The following is a 23,502-nucleotide window of genomic DNA, read 5'->3' as shown; positions in this document are numbered from 1 at the left end:
GCCTGTCGGGTGTGGTGGGCACGGTCCTGCCGCCGTCCCGCTGGGGCGCGGGCTCGTCGATGGTCACCACGGCCCGGCAGATCGGCACGGTCCTGGGCACGGCGGTGCTGGTCGCGGTCTTCGCGGGCACCCCGGACCTGGCGGACTTCCGCCGGGGCTGGCTGGTGATCCTGACGACGGCGGCGGCCCCCTGCGCCGGCGGCGTCCTCATCGCCGCGCGGCGGCGGACGGACCACTACGCCGAGCCCCAGGCCGCGTCCAGCACCGCCAGCCCGGCGTCGATGCTGTCGAGGGGGATCGAGCCGTAGCCGAGGACCACGCCCTGGCGGGGGAAGCCGCCGGAGAGGTCCGGCAGTGTCTGGATCGCCGCGCCGGCCGCCGCCGCGCGGGACACCACCGGTGCCAGGTCCGTGTCGTCGTCCGCGAGGGCGCACAGGTGGAGGCCCGCCGCCGAGGGCACCCGGGTCAGGCGGCCGGCGAACACCCGGTCCAGGGTTGTCGTGATGCGCTCGTGGCGGTCCGCGTACACCTTCGTCGCGCGGCGGAGGTGGCGCGCGAACAGCCCTTCGTCGATGAACCCGGCCAGCGCGGCCTGCGCGGGCAGGTCGCCGTGCCGGCCGGACAGCCGCCGGGCGTGGTGCAGCGCGTCCCGCAGTGACGCCGGGGCGATGAGAAAACCCAAGCGCAGCATGGGAAGCAGCGTCTTCGAGAACGATCCGACGTACGCCACCCGCCCGTCGCGGTCCAGGCTCTGCAGCGGCTCCAGCGGCCGGTCGGAAAACCGGAACTCGCTGTCGTAGTCGTCCTCGACGACGACCGCGCCGGCGCGGCCCGCCCAGGCCAGCAGCGCCGTGCGCCGGGCCAGCGACATCGGCGTGCCGAGCGGGAACTGGTGCGACGGCGTCACGTACACGAGCTTCGTGCGCGACGGCAGCGCGGCGACGTCGAGCCCTTCGCCGTCCACCGGCACTCCGACGACTTCGGCGCCGTGCGACGCGAAGAGCAGGCCGGCCATCCGGTAGCCCGGCTCTTCGACGGCGACGCGGTCGCCGGGCTCGAGCAGCACGCGGCACAGCAGGTCGAGGGCCTGCTGGGCGCCTTGGGTGACGAGCACGTCGTCGGCGCCGGCGCGCACCGAACGGGAGACGCCGACGTGCCGGGCGATCGCCGCGCGCAGCCCGGGGTGGCCGCCGGGCTCGGCGTAGTGCGCCAATCCGGCCGTGTCACGCAGTTCCCGCGCGAGCAGGCGCCGCCAGGTGTCCAGGGGGAACAGCGTGGCGTCGGGGATGCCGACGCGGAAGTCGAACCTCGGGACGGCCACGGCCTCGGCGGCAGGCGGCGGGAGCGACCGCCACACCGCTTTCGGCCGCGGCCCCCGCGTCGAGGGGGCGTTGCGCGGTTTCGGCGCCGGGAGTTCCGCGCAGACGTACGTGCCGGCGCCGACGCGGCCCGTGACGAAGCCGTCGGCGGTCAGGCGGTCGTAGGCGACCGCGACGGTGTTGCGCGAAACGGCCAGGCGCCGCGCCAGTTCGCGCGTCGGCGGCAGCCGCTCCCCCGCACGCAGCCTCCCGTCGAGCACGGCGTCACGCAGCTGGCGGTAGATCCGGACGCTGAGGTCGCCACGGCCGGCCAAGCTGACGTGGAAGTCCATCCCGCGAGCCTATATTGGCCCAACGCACTAGCCCGGAATTGGATCTGGGATCGGGCCAAAGCGCGTCCTACCGTTCTTCCCATGACCGTGCTTCTCGAACCTCCGCGGACCCGGCGGGCCGGCCGCCTGCTCGCCGCCGCCCAGCTGGCCGGCTCCCTCGGCGACGGGGCGTTCCTGACCTGCTCCGTGCTGTTCTTCACGCGGATCGCCGGGCTGACCCCGGCGCAGGTCGGGCTCGGGCTCACGCTCGGGTGGGCGGTGGGCTCGGTCGCGGGGGTGCCGCTGGGGCACCTCGCCGACCGCCACGGCGCCCGCGGTTCGGCGGTCCTGCTGGCCCTGGCGACGGGGACGGCGATCCTCGCCTTCCTGGTCGTGCGTTCGCCGCTGGCGTTCGCGGTGGCCGCGTGCTTCTACGGCAGCTGCCAGACCGGGCTGGCCGCCGTCCGCCAGGCGCTGCTGGCCGCGCTCGCCGACCCGCGGCGGCGGACGCGCATCCGGGCGCACCTGCAGTCCGCGGGCAACGCCGGGCTCGCGGTCGGCGCCGGCCTGGGCGGCCTCGCTCTCTCGGCCGACACGGCCGCGGCCTACCTGACGGTCTTCGTCCTCGACGCGGCGGCCTTCGTGGTGACGGCGGCGCTGCTGCACGCCCTCCCGGCGGTCCCGCGGACGGCGTCGCCGCGCACGGGCGCGCCGAGGTCCGCCGTGTTGCGCGACCGGCCTTACGCGCTGGTGACGCTGCTCAACGCGATCCTGCTGCTGCGCATGCCACTGCTGAGCGTCGCGATCCCGCTGTGGGTCGTCGAGCGCACCGCGGCGCCGAGCTGGACGGTGTCGGCGTTGTTCGTGCTGAACACGGTCGTGGTGGTGGTCCTGCAGGTCCGGGTCGCGGGACGGCTGACGGGCCTCGGCTCGGCGGCGCGGATGGTGCGCCGGTCCGGCGTGGTGCTCCTGGCGTCCTGCGTGGCGTTCGCGCTGTCGGCGCTGGGGACGTCACCGGCGGTGGCGTTCGCCGTGCTCGTCGCCGGGGCGCTGGTGCAGGTGCTCGGCGAGATGCTCCAGTCGGCGGGTTCGTGGGAGATCGGCTTCGCCCTCGCGCCGGCGGACAAGCAGGGCGAGTACCAGGGCTTCTTCGGCAGCGGGACGTCGGTGGCCCGCGCCGTCGGCCCGGTTCTGCTGAGCACGGTGGTGGTCGGCTGGGGGTTCGCGGGCTGGCTCCTGCTGGGCGCGGTGTTCCTGGCCGCCGGCTGGGCGATGGGCCCGGCGGTCCGCTGGGCGGCCGCCACCCGGCGGGCTATTCGCTGACCCGGGCCGCCGCGGTCTGGTGGAGCGACAGGTCCTGACCGGCGGCCGGCTCCTCGGCCCAGGCACCGGATTCCGCCGTCCACGTCCGGCCGGCGAAGCTCACCTTGTCCACGCCGAGGGCTTCCGCGCGGCCGACCAGCCACGTCGCGTACATCCAGCCCTGGGCCGGCGGGTGGGGGCCGCTCAAGCGGGACGTGCCCAGCTCCGCCGTCGCCGCCGCCGCGAGGTCCGCGGGCGCCGCCAGGGTCAGGTTGCGGCAGGTCAGCGCGGCGGGGAACTGGCCGTTGAAGGCCGCCGCCATGGCGCGGGCCTGCGGCTCCCACTGCGCGTACGCGTCCGGGACGCCGGAGCGCTGGACCCCCTGCGCCGCCACGGTGATCGGCAGCGTCTCCCAGCCGGGCAGCTTCTCGAGCTTCTCGTAGAACTCCGTGGCCGCGTAGACCGGGTCGCGCAGCTGGGCGATCGTGCCCCAGCCCTGGCTGGGGCGCTGCTGGAACAGCCCGACCGAGTCGCGGTCACCGCCCTCGAGGTTGCGCAGCTTCGACTCCTGCAACACCGTCGCCAGCGCGACCGTCGCCGCGTGGGCGGGCAGGCCGAGCTTGGTGCCGACCGCCGAGATCGTCGCCGCGTTGTTCATCTGCTCCGGCGTGAACGTGTAGGCGGACGGGTCGTCCCCCGGCAGCGCCACCGTGCACCCCGGCGTCCTGACCGAGTCACGCGTCAGCGCCACCACCACGACGATCCCCGCGACCAGCACGATGACCGCCCCCAGGACCATGGCCAGCTTCAGGCCACAACCGCGCACCCTGCCTCCCCCGTCACCCGTTCGCACCAGTCTGCCAAACGGAGGACGCGGCACACCGGGTGCGGGTTCAGTCGCCGGTGCCGAGGAAGATCGGGTTGGACATCGCCACCATGGCGTTCGGCACCGTCGTGTTCGGGCCACCGGACGGGCGGCGGACCTCGACGCGCACCCATCGGCTGTAGCGGGGGTAGGTCGTCCAGGTGACCGTGGCCGCGCCGGAGTCGCCGATCGGCTCGGTGTGTTCCGGGCCGAGCTGGTCGAGGAAGGTCACCGTCGTCCCGGGCACGCCGGCCACCACCGCCTTGACCGTCACCGGTGTTCCGGTGCCCGCGGCGAGCCGCTCGCCGATGCCCGCGCTCCGGCCGCCGCCGGAGACGGTGAAGTCCAGGTGCACGGACGCCGACTCGGCCAGCCACGAACGTCCCGCCTTCAGCCCGGCCAGCAGTTCCCGGCGGCGCAGCCGGTCGGCGAACACGACGGTGTGCGGCAGGGCCACGCGCTGGTCCGGGTGGTGCGCGTCCGAGTCGCCGATCGCCGGGATGAAGCGGCCGCCGCGCAGCAGCCCGTCCCAGTGGATGACGCTCGCTTCGTCGTCCTGCGTCCACGGGCCGTTCCAGACCTCGACGAGGTCGGCGATCTCGTAGGCGAATTCGTAGGTGCAGCCGAAGCAGCCGGCGAACGGGTGCGCCGCGGTGACCAGGCCGCCGGCGCGGTGCACCTGGTCGGTGAAGCGCCGGAAGTCCCGCGGGTCGGCCGCGCGGTAGCGCCAGTCGATCCAGGTGCCGGCGGGCAGGCCGATCGCGGGCCAGTGCCCGGACCGGGTCGTCACCTCTTCGCCGTTGAGGATCAGCAGGTCGTCGGTGGCGTAGTCGCCCCAGACCAGCTGCGAGCTGGCGGTGTTGTGGTCGGTGGAGACGATGAAGTCGAGACCGGCGGTCCGGGCGTCGGCGACGAGCTGCTCCGGCGTCCGGCGGCCGTCGGAGTGGACGGTGTGCAGGTGGCTGTCGCCGCGGTACCAGGCGCGGCCGCGCTCGCGGGCGGGCGCGGCCACCGGCGCCGGGTTCGGCCGGAAGGGCGTACCGTCCGGGCCGAAGGTCAGGGTGATGTCCACCCGGTAGGTCAAGCCCTGCGGCGCGACCGTGTACGGACCGAGGATGACGTGCCAGCGGCCGGGGGTGATCGGGCCGGCGAGGTAGCCGGGGGTGGCCTCGGACGCGCTGATCGAGAACCGGTCGCGGAAGCCGCCGGACCAGCCGCGGAAGCCCCGCGCGTTGCCGAGTTCGTGGCCTTCGGGGCCGAAGATGCCGATGTCGCAGGCATTGCCGCGGGTGCCGGCGGGCACCGGGGGCTTGTCGTAGGAGTACACGACGTCGATCTGCCGCACCCCGCGCGGGACGTCGACGGGCAGGTAGTACCAGTCCGGCACGTCCGGTTGCAGCGTGCCGGTGACGGTCCGGGTCTGGCGGCCCGCCCCGCCGGGCTGCTCGGCGAACGCCACCCCGGGCAGCATCCCCGCAGCCGCCGCCACCCCACCGGCCCGCAGCAGCGTCCGGCGGCTGAAGTCGTTCATGCGCACCTCCGCATCGGACGCTAGGCGCGCCGGGCGAACGCGCACGCGAACCGGCGGTGAACTTTCGGCGGAGTCAGCCGCGCTTCGCCAGGATCTTCGCGACGACGGCAACGGTGACGGCGACAGCCAGCCCGAGCCGCGTGACGTCGACGGCGGGGACCCAGGTGACAGCACCGTCCCGGACGACGAAGGCGCCGACGGGCCGGGCGAGCACACCGAAGCCGGCGCCCTCCCGGACCGGCAGCACGCCGGTGTCATCGCCGCCTCCGCCGCCGCCGCCGAAGACGGCGACAGCCGGGATCACCGTGGCGCCGTCGCGCTCCACCGGATCGCCGTAGACGAGCCGGGCGGAGAACAGGTCCCGTGCCGTCGCGACCAGCCGCCCCAGTTCCATCCGGCCATCCTGGACCGGCCGGTCCCGCGCGCGCACCTCCTGCCGAGCTGTCCACTGTGGCCGGTGCCGGCCGACCGGTTCCCGGCGCCGGGCAAAAATGGGCCACGGAATCGGTGCAGCGCTGAAAAAGTTGAGCTGAAGGTGTGGCAAAAAGATGTATCCGATTGTTTTCACCGCTTTGACGGCTACCTTCCGATCGCCGCGTTCTGCGATCCACGGGGAGGAATCATGGCACTGCTCAAGAACGGCGTGGTCACCGCACCACCGGGTGCACCCACCGGCGCTCAGGCGCTGACCTCGGCAGATCCGTTCGCCGGGACCGGCGTGGCCGCCGATCGGGGGTCGAACCGGTACGGCGTCTGCTCCATCGAGGACTTCCCGCCCGGCATCAACGACCTTTCCTACACCCACGACGACGCCGGCGGTTTCTACAATTACGTCAAGCAGTTCACCGCGCCGAACTTCTGGTACACCGACGGCGGGGTGCTGTCGTGGATCTACGGCGAGCAGTACGACGACTGGCAGGGCACCTACGGCTTCGACGCCTGCGTCGCCGAGTACCACTCCGGGCACGGGACGATGGACTCGGGCGGCGTCTTCCGGATGCCGATGGGCGGCACCTGGGGCGGGTCGGCCTGGGCGAACTCGGCCGACATGCGGCTGGGCAACGAGGTCGCGCGCTACCTGTTCTTCTCCACCTGCCTCTCGCTGCGCATCGGCGACGGCAACAGCCCGATCCGCACCTGGGACGCGGCCAACCTCGGCCTGCGGATGATCTTCGGCTTCGAGACCACCAGCGTCGACAGCCCGCACTACGGCGCCTACTTCTTCAGCAAGTGGAACGGCAACGGCCACAAGTTCGGCAAGGCGTGGCTGGACGCGTCGTGGGACATCGACCACCACCAGGCGCCCTCAGCCGTCGCGTGCGGAGCGACGCAGGCCGAAGCGCAGGACCGGCTGTGGAACGAAGGGACCTTCTCGACCGCCGCCGCGTCGAAGAACTGGTGGTGGTGGACCTGGTACGACGCCGCCAAGAGCATCCGGGCGCCGCGGCTGGAGCTGCCGGGCTCGCCGCAGACCGCCCGGTTCGCCCCGGCACGGCTTTCGCCGGCGCGGCTGACCGAGCTGGCCGGTCACTACGGGGTCCGGCTCGGCGGCGGGGTGGCCGACGACGCGATGGGCCCGCACGGCGTCGTGCTGGGTGCCGGCCAGAGCGGGCCGCGGCTGACCATCGACCACCGCGGCGTCCGCGAGATCACCTTCGCCGACGCCGACGGCACCGGCCGGGACGCGCCGAGCGCGGACGAAGCCGTCCGGATCGCCCAGGACGCCATCGAGACGTTCGGCCTGGCCGACCGGGTCGACCTGGTCGCCGACAAGGTGCGGCACCAGTACCACGCCGGCGGCACGGCCGGCGACATCGCCGACCCGCGGGTGCGCGAGACCCACGTGGTGTTCACGCAGCTGGTCGACGGCCACCCGGTCGTCACGCCCGGCCTGGGCGAGGTCCGGGTCGGCATCGACGGCGGCGGCACGGTGACGACGATCGTCGACGCGACCCGCGAGGTCGACCGGCTGAGCGAGAGCGCACCCGCCGCGTCGCCGCCGGCCGGGGAAGCGACCCGGCAGCCCGCCACGGTGGACGAGGTGCTCGACGCGCCGATGCAGCGGCTGCTGCGCCGGCTGTCCGCCGGCGGCCGCGTGCCCGCCGAGGTCCGCACGATCCCGGACTCGACGGCGGTCGGCTACGCGCTGCGCGGCGACGACGGCACGCCGGTCGTCCGGCGGACGGTCGAGGTCGACTGCGGCGCGGGTCTCGCGAAGCGGTACATCCTCGAGGCGCCGCTGCGCTGATCACCGGGAACGGCGGACGGGCCGGCACCGCGTCGGGGGGTGCCGGCCCGTCGTTTCGCTCGTTCGGGTGTAACCGCGGGGTATTCGGGGCATCAACACGTGACACCTGTACTCCAGGGGAGTGCGCCGTACCGAGGGGAGACCGCGATGACCTTCGATTTCGTCAGCCGCTGGCTGGGCAGGCATCGCGACCGGCCGGGCGTCACCGTCGACCTGGCGTGCGGGGGCCGTGTCACGCTGCGGGAGATCGACGGCCGGCCCGTGCTGGCGATCACCACCGCGCCCGGGCCCGACGGCCGGTGCGACGTCGCCGCCGTCCCGCTGTCGGAGGCCGAACGCCGCGAACTGGGCCAGGTCCTGGACTCCGACGTCCTGCTCGCCTCCTGATCGCTTCCGCGCCACCTCCCGTTTGCGTTCGCGTCGGGTGCTTTGTCGCGAACCTCGCGTGAAAACCGCTCCGGACGGTGTGGCGCGGGTCGCTTTTTGTCGGGTTCCCACAACGCAGCCGCCCCGGCATGCGCCATGGCGGACATTGGTCCGGCCGGGCGTCATCCACCAGGGTGTAGACAGGTGCGGGCGACGTTCCACGACGGGTACGTCGCCTTCTGCGCGTGCGTACTTGGGAGGCTCAGCCGGTGTTCAGTCGTGTCGCCATCGTCAACCGCGGAGAGGCCGCGATGCGGCTCATCCACGCCGTCCGGGATCTGTCGGCGGAAACCGGGACGCGGATCGAGACGGTCGCCCTCTACACCGACGCCGACCGCACCGCCACGTTCGTCCGCGAAGCCGATCTGGCCTACGACCTGGGCCCGGCCTCGGCGCGGCCCTACCTCGACCTGGCGAAACTCGAGCGGGCGCTGGTCGAGACGAAGGCCGACGCCGCCTGGGTCGGCTGGGGCTTCGTCGCCGAGGATCCAGCGTTCGCCGAGCTGTGCGAGAAGGTCGGCGTCACCTTCGTCGGGCCGAGCGCGGACGCGATGCGCAAGCTCGGCGACAAGATCGGCGCGAAGCTGATCGCCGAAGAGGTCGGCGTGCCGGTCGCGCCGTGGAGCCGCGGCGAGGTCGCCACCCTCGAAGACGCGCTCAAGGCCGGCGAGCAGATCGGCTACCCGCTGATGCTCAAGGCGACCGCGGGCGGCGGCGGGCGCGGCATCCGCAAGGTGTCCTCGGCCGACGAGCTGGCCGACGCCTACGAGCGCACGAGCCAGGAAGCGCTGCGCGCGTTCGGCTCGGGCGTCGTGTTCCTGGAGCGCCTGGTCACCGGCGCCCGGCACGTCGAGGTCCAGGTGATCTCCGACGGCGCGACGGCGTGGGCGCTCGGCGTCCGCGACTGCTCGGTGCAGCGGCGCAACCAGAAGATCATCGAAGAGTCGGCGTCGCCGGTCCTCGCGCCGGCGCAGGCCGCCGAGCTGAAGGCGTCGGCGGAGCGGCTCGCGGTGGCGGTGGGCTACCGCGGCGCGTGCACCGTCGAGTTCCTGTACCACCCGGGCGAGAAGCTGTTCGCCTTCCTCGAGGTCAACACCCGCCTGCAGGTCGAGCACCCGATCACCGAGATCACCACCGGCACCGACCTGGTCAAGCTGCAGCTGCACGTGGCAGGCGGCGGGAAGCTCGAAGGCGAGCAGCCCGCCGAGAGCGGCCACGCCGTCGAGGCGCGGCTCAACGCCGAGGACCCCGACCGCGACTTCGCCCCCTCCCCCGGCCGCATCGCGCGGCTGGCCCTGCCGGCCGGTCCCGGCATCCGCGTCGACACCGGCGTCAGCGAAGGCGACATCATCCCGGCCGACTTCGACTCGATGATCGCCAAGATCATCGCCTACGGCCGTGACCGCGACGAGGCACTCGGCCGGCTGCGCCGCGCGATGGCCGAGACCACGGTGATCATCGAGGGCGGCGCGACCAACAAGAGCTTCGTGCTCGACCTGCTCGACCAGCCCGAGGTGATCGACGCCAGCGCGGACACCGGCTGGATCGACCGCGTCCGGGCCGAAGGCCGCCTGGTCACCCACCGGCACTCCGCGATCGCCCTCGCGGCGGCCGCCATCGAGGCCTACCAGGACGAGGAAGAGGTCTCCGTCCAGCGGCTGCTGTCCACCGCGCACGGCGGGCGCCCGCAGGTGCAGCACGACAGCGGCCGTCCGCTCGACCTCAAGCTCCGCGGCGTCGGCTACCGCGTCTCCGTCGCCAGGGCCGGCCGCAGCCGGTTCCGCGTCGGTGTCTCGGCCGGGGCGTCCGAGGTCCACCACGCCGACATCCGGATCGACCGGTTCGACGCCCACAGCGGGCAGATCCTGGTCAACGGACGGCGCTTCCGGCTGGTCTCGGCCACGCACGGCCCGATCCACCTCGTCGAGGTCGACGGCGTCACCCACCGCATCAGCCGCGACGAGGGCGGCGTCGTCCGCTCCCCCGCGCCCGCGCTCGTCGTCGCGACGCCGCTGGCCGTCGGGGACGAGGTCGAGGCCAACGCGCCGATCCTCGTGCTGGAGAGCATGAAGATGGAGACGGTGCTGCGGGCGCCGTTCCGCGCCCGCGTCCGCGAGTGCCCGGTGTCCGTCGGCAGCCAGGTCGAGACCGGCGCGCCGCTGATGCGCCTGGAACCGCTGGCCGACGGCGCCGAGGACGAGGCGGCCGGCGAGACCGAGACCGTCGAGATCGAGCTGCCCTCGGTGCCGGACGGCGTGTCCGCGGCCGAGCGGGTCGAACGCGGCCTGCAGGACCTGCGCAGCCTGCTGCTCGGCTTCGACGTCGACCCGGCCGAGCGCGAGCGGCTCGTCGCCACCTACCTGGAGGCCCGCGCCGAGCTGGGCAACCGGCCGGTCGAAGGCGAGCTGGAGCTGCTCACCGTCTTCGCCGACCTGTCCGAGCTCAGCCGCAACACCCCGGGCGGCGAGGACACCGTGCCGAACGGCGCGGTGCACAGCCCGCGCGAGTTCTTCCACAGCTACCTGCAGAGCCTCGACGTCGAACGCGCCGGCGTCAGCGAAGGCTTCCAGGCGAAGCTCAAGCGGGTCCTCGCGCACTACGGCGTCGACGACCTCGAGCGCACCCCGGAGCTGGAGGCCGCGGTCTTCCGGATCTTCCTGGCCCAGCAGCGGACGGCGGCCGACGTCGCGGTCGTCTCCGAACTGCTGCGGCAGTGGCTGACCGGGGCTCCGCCGGCCGAGCCGCTGAGCGAGCGCGCCGGGCTCACCCTGGAACACCTGGTCGAGGCCACCCAGGTGCGCTTCCCCGCGGTGTCCGATCTGGCCCGCGGCGTGGTGTTCCGCTGGTTCGCCCAGCCGTTGCTGCGCCGCAACCGCGCCCGCGTCTACGCCGCCGTCCGCACCGAGCTGACCTACCTCGACCAGCACCCGGACGCCCCGGACCGCGCCGAGCGGATCCAGGCCATGATCACCGGCTCGCAGCCGCTGGTCCGGCTGATCGGGCAGCGGATCGGGCGGCCGGGCCGCGACCACGCGCCCCTGCTGGAGGTGCTGACCCGCCGGTACTACGGCAACCGGCGGCTGTCCGCGGTCACCGTGCGCGAAGCCGGCGGCCACCGCTGGCTGACCGCCGAGCTGAACACCCCCGCAGGCGTGCTGCCGCTGGTCACCACCGCCGCCGACATCGCCGCCCTGCCCGGCGCGCTGCGCGCGCTCGGCGAGGTGGCCACCGAAGGCGCGGTCGCCGACCTCTACCTGCGCTGGGAGGACCAGCCGGACGTCGACGCGACCGCCGAGCGGCTCGGCACGCTGCTGGCCGAAAACCCGCCGGCCGCGGGCGTGCGCCGGATCGTGGTCACCGTGGCCGGCACCGGCGGCGCCGTCATGCACCACCACTTCACCTTCGAGCGCGCAGGCGGGAACTCCGCCGCCTTCACCGAGGACAGGCTGATCCGCGGCCTGCACCCGCAGATCGCCCAGCGCCTGCAGCTGCAGCGGCTGCGCGAGTTCGACCTCACCCGCCTGCCGTCGGCGGACGAGGAGATCTACCTGTTCAAGGCCGTGGCGAAGACCAACCCGGCCGACGAGCGGCTGATCGCGATGGGCCAGGTCCGCGACCTGACCCCGCTGCGCGAAGCCGACGGGCGGCTGGTCGCCCTGCCGGCGCTCGAGGACGCGGTCACCGCCTGCCTCGACGCGATCCGCAACATCCAGGCGCAGCGGCCGCAGAACAAGCGGTTCGACACGAACCGGATCATGATGTACGTCTGGCCGCCGACCGACCTGACCACCGAGGAGCTGAACCAGCTCGTCCAGCGCATCCTGCCGACCTCGGTCGGGGCCGGGCTGGAGGAGGTCCAGTTCCTGGCGCGGCGGCGCACGGACGCGGGCAAGCTGACCGAGCTCGCCGTCCGGATCACCCTCGACCACGGGCACGGCGCGCGGCTGCACGTCGAGGCGCCGTCGACCGAGCCGGTCAAGCCGCTGGACGACTACCGCCTGAAGGTGCTGCGCGCGGCGCGGCGGGGCACCGTCTACCCGTACGAGCTCACCGGCCTGCTGTCCGGTCCGGAAGGCACTTTCGTCGAGCACGACCTGGACGACTCGGGTGTGCTGGTCCCGGTGGACCGGCCGAAGGGCAAGAACAGCGCGGCGATCATCGCCGGCGTCGTCACGACCCCGACCGAGCGGCACCCCGAGGGCGTCACCCGTGTCGTGCTGCTCGGCGACCCGACGAAGTCGCTGGGCGCGCTGTCGGAGCCGGAGTGCTCCCGCGTGATCGCGGCGCTCGACCTGGCCGAGCGGATGCGGGTCCCGCTGGAGTGGTTCGCGCTGTCCTCGGGCGCGCGGATCTCCATGTCCTCGGGCACCGAGAACATGGACTGGGTGGCCGCCGCGCTCAAGCGGATCGTCACGTTCACCCAGGACGGCGGCGAGATCAACATCGTGGTCAACGGCATCAACGTCGGCGCCCAGCCGTACTGGAACGCCGAGGCCACGATGCTCATGCACACCAAGGGCATCCTGGTGATGACGCCGGATTCGGCGATGGTGCTCACCGGCAAGCAGGCCCTCGACTTCTCGGGCGGTGTGTCGGCCGAGGACAACTTCGGCATCGGCGGCTACGACCGCGTCATGGGCCCGAACGGCCAGGCGCAGTACTGGGCGCCGAACCTGCCGGCCGCGCGCCAGGTGCTGATGGCGCACTACGACCACACGTACGTGGTGCCGGGTGAGGCCGGGCCGCGCAAGGCGGGCACGAACGACCCGGTCGACCGGGACGTCTCGGCGTTCCCGCACGCGATCGTGGGCAGCGACTTCCGGACGGTCGGGGAGATCTTCTCGGCCGAACACAACCCGGACCGCAAGAAGCCGTTCGACATCCGCACGGTGATGCGCGCGCTGTCCGACCAGGACCACCCGGTGCTGGAGCGCTGGGCGGGCATGGCGGACGCGGAGACTTCGGCGGTGCAGGACGTGCACATCGGCGGCCGGCCGGTCTGCCTCATCGGCATCGAGTCGCGGTCGGTGCCGCGGCGCGGCTTCCCGCCCACCGACGGGCCGGACACCTACACCGCGGGGACGCTGTTCCCGCGGTCGTCGAAGAAGACCGCGCGGGCGATCAACGCGGCGTCGGGCAACCGGCCGCTGGTCGTGCTGGCGAACCTGTCCGGCTTCGACGGCTCGCCGGAGTCGCTGCGGAAGCTGCAGCTGGAGTACGGCGCGGAGATCGGCCGGGCGATCGTCAACTTCGAGGGCCCGATCGTGTTCTGCGTGATCTCCCGCTACCACGGCGGCGCGTTCGTGGTGTTCTCGAAGGCGCTCAACCCGAACATGACGGTGCTGGCGCTGGAGGGCTCGTTCGCCTCGGTGCTGGGTGGCGCCCCGGCGGCGGCGGTGGTGTTCGCCGGCGAGGTCAACAACCGCACGGCGAACGACCCGCGCGTCACGGACCTGCAGGCCCAGGTGGCCGCGGCGAGCGGCGCTTCCCGGGCCGCGTTGAACGCCCAGCTGGCCGAGGTCCAGTCGGCGGTCCGCGCGGAGAAGGTGAGTGAGGTGGCGGCGGAGTTCGACCGGGTGCACAGCATCCAGCGCGCGGTCGAGGTCGGCTCGGTGGACGCGATCATCTCGGCGGCCGAGCTGCGCCCCCGCATCATCGAGGCGATCGAGCACGGCCTGAAGAAGTAACCCCCGCGCCGCAGCTTTCACGGGAAAGCTGCGCTCCGGAGGGCGGAGGGCGGCACTTTCACGTGAAAGTGCCGCCCTCCGGCATTCCGGCGCTTCGCGACTTTCGGGGGTATGGGCCCTTTGTGCGCTGCCGACACACTGTGCGTGCCGGTACGGTGACCACGGGTTCCGACCGGACCTCCATCCGTGCGGCGTGAGGAGATCCCCCGATGGCGTCAAGGTCCCTGTCCCGGCTCGCCCTCGCGGCGTCCGGGGTCCTGCTCACCTCCCTGCTCGGCGGCACCGCCGTCGCGCAGACGGCCGACACGCCGGTGTTCTGGCGCGTCCCGGCCACCGCCGCCCAGGCCCAGGCGCTGACCGAAGCCGGGTTCGACGTCGAGGAAGGTGACGACGCCGGCAGCGTCAACGTCGTCGGCGGGCGGGGCGTCGCCGCGAAACTGCGGGCGCTCGGCTACCGGCCTTCCTTCTTCGACACCGTCTACAAGGAACTGCCCGCCGAGACGAACAAGCTGGCGGCGGACACCTACTACGGCGGGTACCGGACCGTCACCGCGCACGAGAGCCACCTGACGCAGGTCGCGTCGGCGCACCCCGACCTGGCCACGAAGTACACGATCGGCCAGTCGTGGAAGAAGACGAAGGGCCTGGGCGGCCACGACATCCAGGCCATCTGCCTGACGAAGAAGCAGACCGGCGACTGCACGCTGTCGACGACGTCGAAGAAGCCGAAGTTCTTCCTGATGGGCCAGATCCACGCGCGCGAGCTGTCGACCGGCGAGCTCGCCTGGCGCTGGATCGACTACCTCGCCGACGGCTACGCCACCGACGCCACCGCGAAGTCCATTCTGGACACGACGGAGGTCTGGGTGGTGCCGATCGCCAACCCCGACGGCGTCGACATCGTCGCCTCCGGCGGGAACTCGCCGAAGCTGCAGCGCAAGAACGCGAACAACTCCCGCGGCAGCTGCACGGGCACGAACATCGGCGTCGACCTCAACCGCAACTCGACGTTCAAGTGGGGCGGCGACTCCAACTCCGCCTGCTCCGAGACCTACCAGGGCGTGAGCGCGGGTTCGGAGCCGGAGGTGCAGGCGCTGGAGAAGCTGGCCCGCGCGATCTTCCCGGACCAGCGCGGCACCGGCGACAACGACCCGGCGCCCGCCACCGCCAAGGGCACGATGATCACGCTGCACAGCTACGGCAACGACATCATCATCCCGTGGGGCTTCACGCAGGCCACCTCGCCGAACGACGCGCAGTACCGCAGGCTCGGCGCGAAGTACGCCGCGTCCAACGGCTACCTCGTCGGCACCAACGAAGAGACCGTCGGCTACGACACGACCGGCACCACCGACGACTTCACCTACGGCGAACTCGGCGTCGCCAGCGTGACGTTCGAGGTCGGCGGTTCGAGCGGCACCTGCGGCGGCTTCCTGCCCAAGTACACCTGCGTCGACAGCACGTTCTGGCCGAAGAACAAGGGCGCGCTCGTCACCGCCGCCAAGGCCGCGGCGGCGCCCTACCAGCAGTGAGTCACGGCCGGCAGGCGTAGATGCAGTTCTGCGGACGCGGGGATTCGAGCACTTCGACGTGCCGGAACCCCGCGTCCGCGAGCATTTCCGACGCCTTTTCGGTCCCCCACACGGCTCCCAGCGCGGCCCCGCCCTCGGCCAGCGACGTCGTCGTGCAGTACATCAGGCTGATCGAGTAGGTCAGGGCGGCCAGCGGGTTGCCGACGTTCTTCTCCAGGTGGCTGGAGAAGTTGGTGTCCACCATGAAGAACAACCCGTCCGGGGCAAGCGCTCCGTGGATCCGGCGCAGCACGACGTCGGGACGGTCCTGGTCGTGGACGGCGTCGAACGCGGTGATGAGGTCGTAGGGCGGATCGGCGGTCAGCTCGGCGGCGTCCCCGACGGCGAACTCGGCGTTCGGCAGCCGGTGCTCCCTGGCCTGCTCGATGACGCCGGCGTTGATGTCCAAGCCGGTGAAGCGGGAGGCGGGGAACGCGCGGGCGGCCACGGCGATCGCGTTCCCGGTGCCGCACCCGAGGTCGAGCACGCGCGCACCGGCCGTGAGCCGGTCTCGAAGGCCGGGGACCGCGCCGAAGAAGCCGTCGACGAGGTGCTCGCGGTAGATGTGCTTCCAGCTGTCGCCGGTTTTCGCGCCGAGGGTCTCGAGGTAGGGCCCGTATGCCGACCGCGGGACGCCGCCGCCCTCGGCGAAGGCGCGTTCCAGCTCGGGCAGGATGCCGGTGAACGCGGACAGGGTCAGCAGCGAGGGCATCAGGTTCGACGCGGTTTCGCCGAGCAGGAACTTGGCGTGCTCGGGCGGGAAGGTGTACTCGCGGCCGTCGTAGGTGAAGATGCCGCCGGTGACCATGGCACCGAGCCACTCGCGGACGTAGCGTTCCTCCAGCCCGGCGCGTTCGGCGAGCCCGGCACTGGTGGCGGGCCCCCGAGCGGCCGCGGCGAGCAGGCCGGTGCGGTGGCCGACGCCGAGGAGCATGGTGAGGGCGCTGCCGGTCATGGTGGCGGTCAGGTGGGCGGCGAAGTCCTTCTCCTCCATGGGGAGAGCCTACCCGCCGGCCGGACCGTCCGAAGTGGACGATCCGGCCGGCGGATCGGCCCGCGGCCGCCCGTGCGGCGCGGGCCGGGCGGCACCCACCGCCACTCCCGGCACCGCTCGCCCCCCGGCCGCGGTCGTCAGGCGTCCTCGTCCTCCAAGCCCGCGTCGGCCAGGACCGCGTATACCCGGCGGCGGGCGTCCGCGAGGATCTTCTTCACCTCCGCCACCTGGGCTTCGTTGCCGCTGTAGCCCACCTGGGCGGCCGCTCCCGACAGCTCGCCCAAGGCGTGCCACAGGGCCGCGAACCGGTCGGCGCCCGGTTCCTCCTCCGGTTCCTCCCACAGGGCCGCGAACTCCTCCTCGCGGCCGGCCACGTGCTCGCGGCCCGCGTCGGTCAGCTCGGCCACCCGGCGACCGGCCGTCTCGACCGTGTGGACCAGGCCTTCGTCCTCCAGCTGCTGCAGGATCGGGTACACCGAGCCCGGGCTGGGCCGCCAGCGGTCGTGCGTGCGGCGGCGGATCTCCTGCATCAGCTGGTAGCCGTGCATCGGCTCCTCGGCCAGCAGCGCCAGCACCGCCGGCCGCACCGGGCGGGCCGGGGGGCGGCCGCCGCCGCGGAAGTCGCGGACTCGCTGGAACGCTCCGCCGCCGCCGGACCAGCCACCCGGGCCGCCGAACGATCCCGGGCCGCCCGGGAAGCCGGGGAAGCCCGGGAACCCCGGGCCGCCCGGGGGCTGGGGTGGGTGCGGCGGGTGGGGTGGCGGCGGCGGGAAGCCGCGCGCCAGCTCCGGGCCACCGTCCCAGTCCTCGTGCCCCGGCAGGCCGTGTCCCGAGAGTCCGTCATGTCCCGGCAGGCCGTGCCCCGGGTGCCCCGGCAAACCGTGCCCGGGATGTCCCGGCTGCCCGTGGTGCTCGAAGTGCCCTCCGAACCCGGCGAACATCCGTCCCGCGCCTGCGCTCATCTCCATCGTGGCCTCCTAGTCGTATCGGCGACATTCACACGATATATCGCCGCTCGATCGACCGCAAGGCGGCCCGCCCTCAGCCGAAGTAGTGCCCGGCTTCCAGATCGGCGAGCAGGCCGGGCCATTCGGGCACCCAGCCGAGCCGCTTCTGCGTCAGCACGCTCGACGCCGGCGCGTCCGGCCCGGCGAAGTGCGCGAGCCAGCCGAAGTGGCCCGGGACGTCCGCCACCGACCGCACCGGCAGGCCGAGGTGCTCCCCGATGACTTCGGCGAGCGCCTTCAGCGGCACGCCTTCGTCGCCGACCGCGTGCAGCCGCACGCCCTCCGGTGCCGCTTCGACGGCCAGCCGGTACAGGCGCGCCGCGTCGAAGCGGTGCACCGCGGCCCAGCGGCCGGTGCCGTCGCCCGGGTACGCCGACACCCCCGTCTCGCGCGCCAGGCGGATCAGGGCCGGGACGAACCCGTGCCCGTCGCCCTCGCCGTGCACCGAGTGCGGCAGCCGCAGCACGGACGCGCGGATCCCCCGTTCGGCCAGTGCGAGCGCCGCCGTCTCCGACGCCGCCCGCGGGAACGCCGGGTCGGCCGCGTCCTCTTCGGTGGCCATCCGCCCCGGCGCCACCGGACCGGTCGCGGCCGTGATGATCAGGGCTTTCCCGGTTCCTTCCAGCGCTTCGCCGAAGGCGCCGATCGCCGCGCGGTCGGTCTCGGCGGCGGCCGCGAGATCGGCGAAGTCGTCGTGGACGTAGGCGGTGTGGATCACCGCGTCCGCTTCGGCGGCTGCCGCGCGCAGGCCCGCCAGGTCGGTCAGGCTCCCGCGCCGGACCTCGGCGCCGGTGGCCGCGAGCGCCGCGGCCTTGTCGTCCGATCGGGCGAGGCCGAGGACGTCGTGCCCCGCGTCCCGGAGTTCCCGGACGACGGCGCTGCCGACGAACCCCGTCGCACCGGTGACGAACACCCGCATTTTCGTACTCCTCGTATGTCGCTGACAGTGCTTCCATCGTTGGGCCGCGACGGCGGGGACGTCCAAAGCCTGGTTCTCATCGGGCGATACGGTTCAGGCATCACCGCAGCTAGACTGCGATCATGGCGGACCTCGACCTGCGGCTGGTGCGGTACTTCACGGCCGTGGCCGAGCATCGGCACTTCGGGCGCGCGGCGGCCGCGCTGCACACCACACAGCCGTCGCTGAGCCGGCAGATCCGCCGGCTCGAGAGCCAGCTCGGCGCGCGCCTGCTCGACCGGACCCCGCAAGGCACCCGGCTGACCGAAGCCGGCGAAGTGTTCCTCCCCCGCGCCCAGGCGCTGCTCCGGTCGGCCGAGGAAGCCGCGGCGAGCACCCGCGCGGCGGCCGCGCCGAGCCGCGTCACGATCGGGTACCGCACGAACCTGTTCGTCACGCCGGCGGTGCGCGAACTGCGCCGCCGGCACCCGGAGGCCGAGGTGGTGACCGTGCACCTCGGCTGGACCGAAACCCGGGCGGCACTGCTCGAGCACCGGGTGGACGTCGCGGTGACGCGGTTGCCGCTGCGGACCGGCGGGCTGCGCGTCACCACGCTCTACGACGAGGAGCGGGTACTGCTGGTGTCGGCCGACCACCGGCTGGCCGGCCGGGCGTCGGTCACGCTGGCCGACTTCAAGGACGAGCCGCTCCCCCGCGTCGACGACCCGGACTGGAACGCCTTCTGGCGCCTCGACCCCCGCCCGGACGGCAGCCGCGCCCCGGACGGCCCGCTGGTCAGCGAGTTCGAGGAGAAGTTCGAACTGATCGCCGCGGGGCAGCTGGCGGCGATCGTCCCGGCCGGGGTCCGGTTCAGCCGGCTGCGGCACGACGTGACGATCGTGCCGCTGGAAGGCGTCGAGCCGTGCCAGGTGGCCCTGGCCACCCGCGCGAGCGACGACAACGACCTGCTGGCCTCGGCGTGCAAGACCCTGGAAGCGCACCTGACCAGCCCGGAAGCGGCCGGCCTCAAGGTCGCGGCCCGTTAGGAACCGGACTTCACCGCCAGCGTCAGCAGGTCCGCCGCCGGGCCCGTCAGCCGCCGGCCCGCCGGCCACACCGCGCGCAGCACCCGGCTCAGCTCCATGCCCGCCACGGGCACCGGCACCAACCGGCGGCCCGCCACCTCGCGCACCACGTCGAGGTCGCTGATCACCGCCGGCCCGGCGCCGGCGATCACCGCGTTGCGCACCGCCGAAGCCGAACCCAGCTCCAGCAACGGCGTCACCGGACCCACCCCGGCCCGGCGCAACGCCGCCTCGACCGTCTCGCGCGTTCCCGAGCCCGGTTCGCGCACCACCAGCGGTGTCGCGGCCAGCTCGGCGGCCCGCAACGGACGGCGGCGCCGGGCCCAGGCGTGCCCGGCCGGGACCACCACCACGAGCCGATCCTGCGCGACGCGGCGGGTGGCCAGGCCCGGCCACGGCCCCGGCGACTCGACGAACCCCAGGTCCACCCGGCCGCGCGCGACCAGGTCGGCGACCTGCTCGGAGTTCACCACCTCGAGCCCGACGTAGGTGTCCGGCCCGGTCCGCTTGACCTCACCGATCCAGGCGGGCACGAAGTGCTCGGCGAGCGTCATGCTGGCCGCGACCCGCAGCTGGGCGCCGCGCTGGGTGCGCAGGGCCTCCGCGCCGGTGCGCAGACCGTCCACTTCGGTCAGCACGCGGTGGGCCCAGCCCGCGATCACCCGGCCGTCCGGGGTCAGCGCCGAGCCGCGCCGGGTCCGGTCCACCAGGGACAGTCCCAATTGGCGCTCCAAAGTGGACAGCCGTTTGCTCGCCGACGGCTGGGCGATGCCGAGCGCCCCGGCCGCCTGGCCGATGCTGCCGAGGTCGTCGACGAGCACCAGCAGGCGCAGCGAGTCCAGATCCGGTCCGGTCATAGCTTCAGTCTATGACCTCACCACGGAGTGCCGGCTACCGCGCACGCCCGGCTCCGGCGACGCTGGAGGCATGGCACTGACGAGCGCGAAAACCTCCGGCCTGGCGATCACCGGGCTCGGCGTCGCCGCGGCGTACGCGCTGAGCTCGGTGTGGCCGGTGGCCGGCGCGCTCACCGTGGCCGTCGTGCTCGGCGTCGCCGTCGGAAGCACGCCGGTCCTGGCCGAGGAGCACCGGCCGGCGGTCGCCCGCCTCACGAAACGCCTGCTGCGCGCCGGCGTCGTCCTGCTCGGGCTCCAGCTCGCCGTTCCCACCGTGCTGGCGCTCGGTCCCGGCACGATGGCCGCGGTCGTGCTCACGGTCGCGGTCACCTTCCTCGGCACGCTCGGCCTGGCCCGGCTGGTCCGGGTCCCTCGCGGGCTCGCCCTGCTGGTCGCCACCGGCTTTTCGATCTGCGGCGCCTCGGCGATCGCCGCGGTGGAAGGCGTGCTCGAGCGCGACGACGAAGACGTCGCCACCGCCGTCGCCCTCGTCACCCTCTACGGCAGCTTCGCCCTGGCCGTGCTTCCCCTGCTGGCCCGCGCACTCGGCCTCGACGCCACCAGGACCGGCAGCTGGGCCGGGATCTCGGTGCACGAAGTCGCCCAGGTCGTCGCGGCGGCCGGCCCCGCGGGCGCGGCCGCGGTCGGGATCGCCGTCGTGGTCAAGCTGAGCCGGGTCGTGCTGCTGGCCCCGGTGGTCGCGCTCGTCGGCGCCACCCAACGCGGCCGCCGCGACACCCACGCCCCGCTCGTGCCGCTGTTCGTCCTCGGCTTCCTCGCGATGGTCGCCGTCCGGAGCACCGGGCTCGTCCCCGCGTTCGTGCTCGACGTCGCGAAGACCGGGTCGACCCTCCTGCTCGCGGGCGCGCTGTTCGGCCTCGGCTGCGCCGTGCGGCTCGGCGCGTTGCTGCGCGGCGGCGGCCGGGCGTTGCTCCTGGGTCTGCTGTCCACGCTTTTGGTGCTGGCGACCGGGTTCGGCACCCTGGCCGCGTTCACCTGAACTTTCCCTCCCGGTCACGTATAGGTCGTTATACGGAGGTTGTACGGGTCTTGTACGGATCGCGCCGACGCTGCTGCCGAGACGTGAAACGAATCCGTAGGGAGCTCGAACCGTGAAGATCACCCGAATCGCCCAGGGCTTGCTGGCCGGGCTCCTGGGGTGTGCCGCCGTCGCCGTCCCGGCGGCCGTCGGCGCCGCGACCGCCCAGGCCGACGTGGCCAGCACGCTGGTGTTCACCAAGAACACCGAAGGCCACGACTGCTACCGCATCCCGACCATCGTCAAGGCCGACAACGGTGACCTGCTCGCCTTCGCCGAGGGCCGCAACGACGGCGCCAGTTTCTGCAACGACCTCGGCAAGATCGATCTCGTGATGAAGCGCTCCACCGACGGCGGCAAGACGTGGGGTGCGCTGAACACCGTCATCACCTCGTTCGGCGACGTGAAGGGCAACCCGGCGCCGATCGTCATCCCCGGCAGCAACCGGATCGTGCTGCTGTCGACCATGCAGTGCTTCACCAATCCCGACTGCGGCCGGATCCCGCGGGTGTCCATCAGCGAGGACAACGGCAAGACCTGGGGCGCGCCGAAGACGCTCACCACGGAACTCGGCTTCCCGACCGCGCCGGGCTGGCTGGCCACCGGACCGTCCCACGGGATCGTGCTGACGCGCGGCGCTCACGCGGGCCGGCTCGTCGCCGGTATGAGCTATTCCAACATCGGCGCGCTGGTCTACAGCGACGACAAGGGCAGCACGTGGCACCTCGGCGCCACCGACCGGCCGGCGTCGGGTGCGATGAACCCGCAGGAGATCAGCGTCACCGAGCTCAACGACGGCCGGATCTACGCCGCCGCCCGCAACCAGGCGAACGACGGCGACCGGTGCCTGGCCGACGGCACGAACAACCGCGCCTTCGCGATCAGCTCCGACGGGGGCGCGACCTTCAGCTCGAAGTTCGCCTTCGCGACCGACCTCGTCACCCCGGTCGTCGAGGGTTCGACGGCGCGGATGAGCGCCACCGACACCGGCGGCAAGTACAACCGCATCGTCTTCGCGGCCCCGTCCGTCTGCGACCGCCGCAAGGAGCTGCGGATCCACTCGTCCTTCGACGAGGGCGCCAACTGGACCGGCACCGCCGGCAGCCTGCTCGTGTGGGGCCAGGACGCGTCGTACTCCGACATGGTCCAGCTGTCCCAGTCGTCGGTCGGCGTGCTGTTCGAGGCCGGCCCGGAGCTCCACGCGAACGACACGATCCGGTTCGCCTCGGTCAGCGAAGCCGCGCTCGGCGCCCCCGCCTGCGGTGGCGGCTACAGCGTGATCGACTCGAATCCGCTCGGCACGGCCGGCACGGTCTACCTGTCGTACAACGCGGCCAACGGGAAGAACTGCGTCAGCACGATGAAGAGCGCGTCCACCGGGACGGGCACGGCGACCTCGGCCTACCTGGAGGTCAAGGGCTCGGCACGGGTCACCGACTCCGGCTCGTTCTCCTACTTCGCCGGCCCGGTCTCGGCGGCCGCGGCGGACAGGTGCGTGAAGTGGGGCGGCTCGGCCGGCGGCCAGGCCTACGACAGCGAGTTCGAGCACTGCGGCTGAAACCGGGTGGGACCCGCCCCCTCGCCGGGTCCCACCCCTCCCCCCTGGCCACCCGGCCCCCTCGCCCGGGTGGCACGGGTGGTTCAGAAGCCGGTGCAGCCGGCGACGGCACCGGGCCCGGCCGCGGTCGCGGTCTTGGCCTCCTTGCCGTCGACGACGACCTTGCAGCTGACCGAGCCGCCCTCCGGACCGGCGGTCGCGGTGAACTGGGCCCCGGCGAGGAACCCGGTGGCTTCCACGGTCTTCGTCCACGGCACCGTGGCCGAGGCCTCGGTGTTGATCAGGATCGTGTCCCGGTCGAAGGTGCTGTAGACGACGTCGACGGCCTTCGCGTCCCCGCTCACCTCGTAGACGATGGTGTGGTGCTGGGTGGCCTGCTCGTTCACGTCGTTGATCACCTTGCCGATCACCACCGCCCACAGGACGCTGACGACGAGGCCGAGCAGCGAAACGACGACACCGGCGATCGAAAGTCCCCGGTTGGTCGCCTTCCGGGCCCGCACTCTGGCGACGCCGACCGCCGACAGGATCAGGCCGAGCACCGCCAGCGGCCAGGCGACCACCCCGGCGACCGGGATCGGCGCGATCACCAGCCCGATCAGGCCGAGGACGAACCCGGCGGTGCCCAGGCCGTTGCGCGGCGGTGCGGCCGGCGGGGCCGGGTGCTGCTGGAGCGGGGTGTAGTCGGTCATCGGGGTTCCTTTCGCCTCTGCTTGACGGCGAGAAGGAAACCAGCGGCACGGTCCCGCCCGCGTCGTCCGCAGG

18 protein-coding genes are annotated in these 23,502 nt (G+C 73.1%); 9 read left to right on the top strand and 9 right to left on the bottom strand.

The features are described 5' to 3' along the window. The first annotated feature begins 11 nt into the window (after positions 1-11). Entirely contained in the window at positions 12-308 is a 297-nt protein-coding gene (locus DV20_RS46790) for a hypothetical protein (protein ID WP_235191040.1), read from the top strand. On the opposite strand, the gene pdxR is transcribed toward DV20_RS46790, so the two are convergent. After that, positions 236-1,651, bottom strand: a complete 1,416-nt coding sequence (gene pdxR, locus DV20_RS32380; RefSeq protein WP_043786871.1) for a MocR-like pyridoxine biosynthesis transcription factor PdxR — start codon at positions 1,649-1,651, stop codon at positions 236-238. The genes DV20_RS46790 and pdxR overlap by 73 nt on opposite strands. An 81-nt stretch (positions 1,652-1,732) precedes the next feature. On the opposite strand from pdxR, the gene DV20_RS32375 reads away from it, so the two are divergent. Further along, complete coding sequence (locus tag DV20_RS32375) at positions 1,733-2,953, top strand: MFS transporter (RefSeq protein WP_043786869.1); 1,221 nt, start codon at positions 1,733-1,735, stop codon at positions 2,951-2,953. Here the strand turns inward: DV20_RS32375 and DV20_RS32370 are convergent. The 3 genes from DV20_RS32370 to DV20_RS32360 form a co-directional block, all read right to left on the bottom strand. Continuing rightward, entirely contained in the window at positions 2,943-3,758 is an 816-nt protein-coding gene (locus DV20_RS32370) for a hypothetical protein (protein ID WP_235191039.1), read from the bottom strand. The two genes, DV20_RS32375 and DV20_RS32370, sit on opposite strands and share 11 nt — an antisense overlap. A 67-nt stretch (positions 3,759-3,825) precedes the next feature. Beyond that, on the bottom strand, positions 3,826-5,334 hold the full coding sequence (locus DV20_RS32365) for a CehA/McbA family metallohydrolase (protein ID WP_152603782.1): 1,509 nt from the start codon (positions 5,332-5,334) through the stop codon (positions 3,826-3,828). Positions 5,335-5,401: 67 nt separating this feature from the next. Next, on the bottom strand, positions 5,402-5,722 hold the full coding sequence (locus tag DV20_RS32360) for a hypothetical protein (protein ID WP_043786866.1): 321 nt from the start codon (positions 5,720-5,722) through the stop codon (positions 5,402-5,404). A gap of 228 nt (positions 5,723-5,950) precedes the next feature. Between DV20_RS32360 and DV20_RS32355 the strand changes: the two genes are divergently transcribed. The 4 genes from DV20_RS32355 to DV20_RS32340 all read left to right on the top strand — a co-directional run bounded on the left by DV20_RS32355 (position 5,951) and on the right by DV20_RS32340 (position 15,221). Then, positions 5,951-7,576, top strand: coding sequence for a DUF6345 domain-containing protein (locus tag DV20_RS32355; RefSeq protein ID WP_043786865.1), 1,626 nt, complete (start codon positions 5,951-5,953; stop codon positions 7,574-7,576). Between the two features lie 147 nt (positions 7,577-7,723). Next, positions 7,724-7,963 (top strand): hypothetical protein, encoded by a 240-nt coding sequence (locus tag DV20_RS32350; protein WP_043786864.1) that lies wholly within the window; start codon positions 7,724-7,726, stop codon positions 7,961-7,963. 248 nt (positions 7,964-8,211) lie between these two features. Further along, positions 8,212-13,689, top strand: a complete 5,478-nt coding sequence (locus DV20_RS32345; RefSeq protein ID WP_043786863.1) for an ATP-binding protein — start codon at positions 8,212-8,214, stop codon at positions 13,687-13,689. A 209-nt stretch (positions 13,690-13,898) separates the two neighbouring features. Next, entirely contained in the window at positions 13,899-15,221 is a 1,323-nt protein-coding gene (locus DV20_RS32340) for a M14 family zinc carboxypeptidase (protein ID WP_043786862.1), read from the top strand. 1 nt (position 15,222) lies between these two features. On the opposite strand, the gene DV20_RS32335 is transcribed toward DV20_RS32340, so the two are convergent. From DV20_RS32335 to DV20_RS32325, 3 genes are all read right to left on the bottom strand, one after another. Next, the gene (locus tag DV20_RS32335) at positions 15,223-16,254 is read right to left on the bottom strand and encodes a class I SAM-dependent methyltransferase (RefSeq protein ID WP_043786861.1); all 1,032 of its coding nucleotides are present in this window, start codon (positions 16,252-16,254) and stop codon (positions 15,223-15,225) included. A 137-nt stretch (positions 16,255-16,391) separates the two neighbouring features. Continuing rightward, positions 16,392-17,222 carry a PadR family transcriptional regulator gene (locus DV20_RS32330; RefSeq protein WP_043786860.1) on the bottom strand — a complete coding sequence of 277 codons (831 nt, stop codon included), beginning with the start codon at positions 17,220-17,222 and terminating at the stop codon, positions 16,392-16,394. A gap of 73 nt (positions 17,223-17,295) precedes the next feature. Beyond that, positions 17,296-18,180: an SDR family oxidoreductase gene (locus DV20_RS32325; protein WP_043786858.1), complete on the bottom strand. Its 885-nt coding sequence runs from the start codon at positions 18,178-18,180 to the stop codon at positions 17,296-17,298. A 122-nt stretch (positions 18,181-18,302) separates the two neighbouring features. Here DV20_RS32325 and DV20_RS32320 point away from each other — a divergent pair, with 122 nt between their 5' ends. Then, on the top strand, positions 18,303-19,205 hold the full coding sequence (locus tag DV20_RS32320) for a LysR family transcriptional regulator (protein WP_043786857.1): 903 nt from the start codon (positions 18,303-18,305) through the stop codon (positions 19,203-19,205). Here DV20_RS32320 and DV20_RS32315 read toward each other — a convergent pair. Beyond that, entirely contained in the window at positions 19,202-20,101 is a 900-nt protein-coding gene (locus tag DV20_RS32315; RefSeq protein ID WP_043786855.1) for a LysR family transcriptional regulator, read from the bottom strand. The genes DV20_RS32320 and DV20_RS32315 overlap by 4 nt on opposite strands. 70 nt (positions 20,102-20,171) lie before the next feature. Between DV20_RS32315 and DV20_RS32310 the strand changes: the two genes are divergently transcribed. Together DV20_RS32310 and DV20_RS32305 are read left to right on the top strand one after the other, a co-directional pair. Continuing rightward, positions 20,172-21,140, top strand: a complete 969-nt coding sequence (locus DV20_RS32310; protein ID WP_043786854.1) for a YeiH family protein — start codon at positions 20,172-20,174, stop codon at positions 21,138-21,140. Positions 21,141-21,252: 112 nt separating this feature from the next. After that, entirely contained in the window at positions 21,253-22,737 is a 1,485-nt protein-coding gene (locus DV20_RS32305) for a sialidase family protein (protein WP_043786852.1), read from the top strand. An 83-nt stretch (positions 22,738-22,820) separates the two neighbouring features. Here the strand turns inward: DV20_RS32305 and DV20_RS32300 are convergent, their stop codons facing one another. Next, complete coding sequence (locus DV20_RS32300) at positions 22,821-23,429, bottom strand: MmpS family transport accessory protein (protein WP_051736222.1); 609 nt, start codon at positions 23,427-23,429, stop codon at positions 22,821-22,823. Positions 23,430-23,502 lie beyond the last annotated feature (73 nt).

The sequence above is a fragment of the Amycolatopsis rifamycinica genome (assembly GCF_000695625.1).
Lineage (GTDB): Bacteria > Actinomycetota > Actinomycetes > Mycobacteriales > Pseudonocardiaceae > Amycolatopsis > Amycolatopsis rifamycinica.
The sequence above is the reverse complement of the archived record's forward strand: the minus strand, read 5'-3'. Positions and strand labels throughout refer to the sequence as shown.

What these genes read in the sequence shown, in the direction of transcription:
- pdxR (WP_043786871.1), bottom strand. Translation starts at nt 1,651, where the DNA reads ATGGACTTCCACGTCAGCTTGGCCGGCCGTGGCGACCTCAGCGTCCGG.
- DV20_RS32375 (WP_043786869.1), top strand. Translation starts at nt 1,733, where the DNA reads ATGACCGTGCTTCTCGAACCTCCGCGGACCCGGCGGGCCGGCCGCCTG.
- DV20_RS32360 (WP_043786866.1), bottom strand. Translation starts at nt 5,722, where the DNA reads ATGGAACTGGGGCGGCTGGTCGCGACGGCACGGGACCTGTTCTCCGCC.
- DV20_RS32355 (WP_043786865.1), top strand. Translation starts at nt 5,951, where the DNA reads ATGGCACTGCTCAAGAACGGCGTGGTCACCGCACCACCGGGTGCACCC.
- DV20_RS32350 (WP_043786864.1), top strand. Translation starts at nt 7,724, where the DNA reads ATGACCTTCGATTTCGTCAGCCGCTGGCTGGGCAGGCATCGCGACCGG.
- DV20_RS32340 (WP_043786862.1), top strand. Translation starts at nt 13,899, where the DNA reads ATGGCGTCAAGGTCCCTGTCCCGGCTCGCCCTCGCGGCGTCCGGGGTC.
- DV20_RS32335 (WP_043786861.1), bottom strand. Translation starts at nt 16,254, where the DNA reads ATGGAGGAGAAGGACTTCGCCGCCCACCTGACCGCCACCATGACCGGC.
- DV20_RS32330 (WP_043786860.1), bottom strand. Translation starts at nt 17,222, where the DNA reads ATGGAGATGAGCGCAGGCGCGGGACGGATGTTCGCCGGGTTCGGAGGG.
- DV20_RS32325 (WP_043786858.1), bottom strand. Translation starts at nt 18,180, where the DNA reads ATGCGGGTGTTCGTCACCGGTGCGACGGGGTTCGTCGGCAGCGCCGTC.
- DV20_RS32320 (WP_043786857.1), top strand. Translation starts at nt 18,303, where the DNA reads ATGGCGGACCTCGACCTGCGGCTGGTGCGGTACTTCACGGCCGTGGCC.
- DV20_RS32315 (WP_043786855.1), bottom strand. Translation starts at nt 20,101, where the DNA reads ATGACCGGACCGGATCTGGACTCGCTGCGCCTGCTGGTGCTCGTCGAC.
- DV20_RS32310 (WP_043786854.1), top strand. Translation starts at nt 20,172, where the DNA reads ATGGCACTGACGAGCGCGAAAACCTCCGGCCTGGCGATCACCGGGCTC.
- DV20_RS32300 (WP_051736222.1), bottom strand. Translation starts at nt 23,429, where the DNA reads ATGACCGACTACACCCCGCTCCAGCAGCACCCGGCCCCGCCGGCCGCA.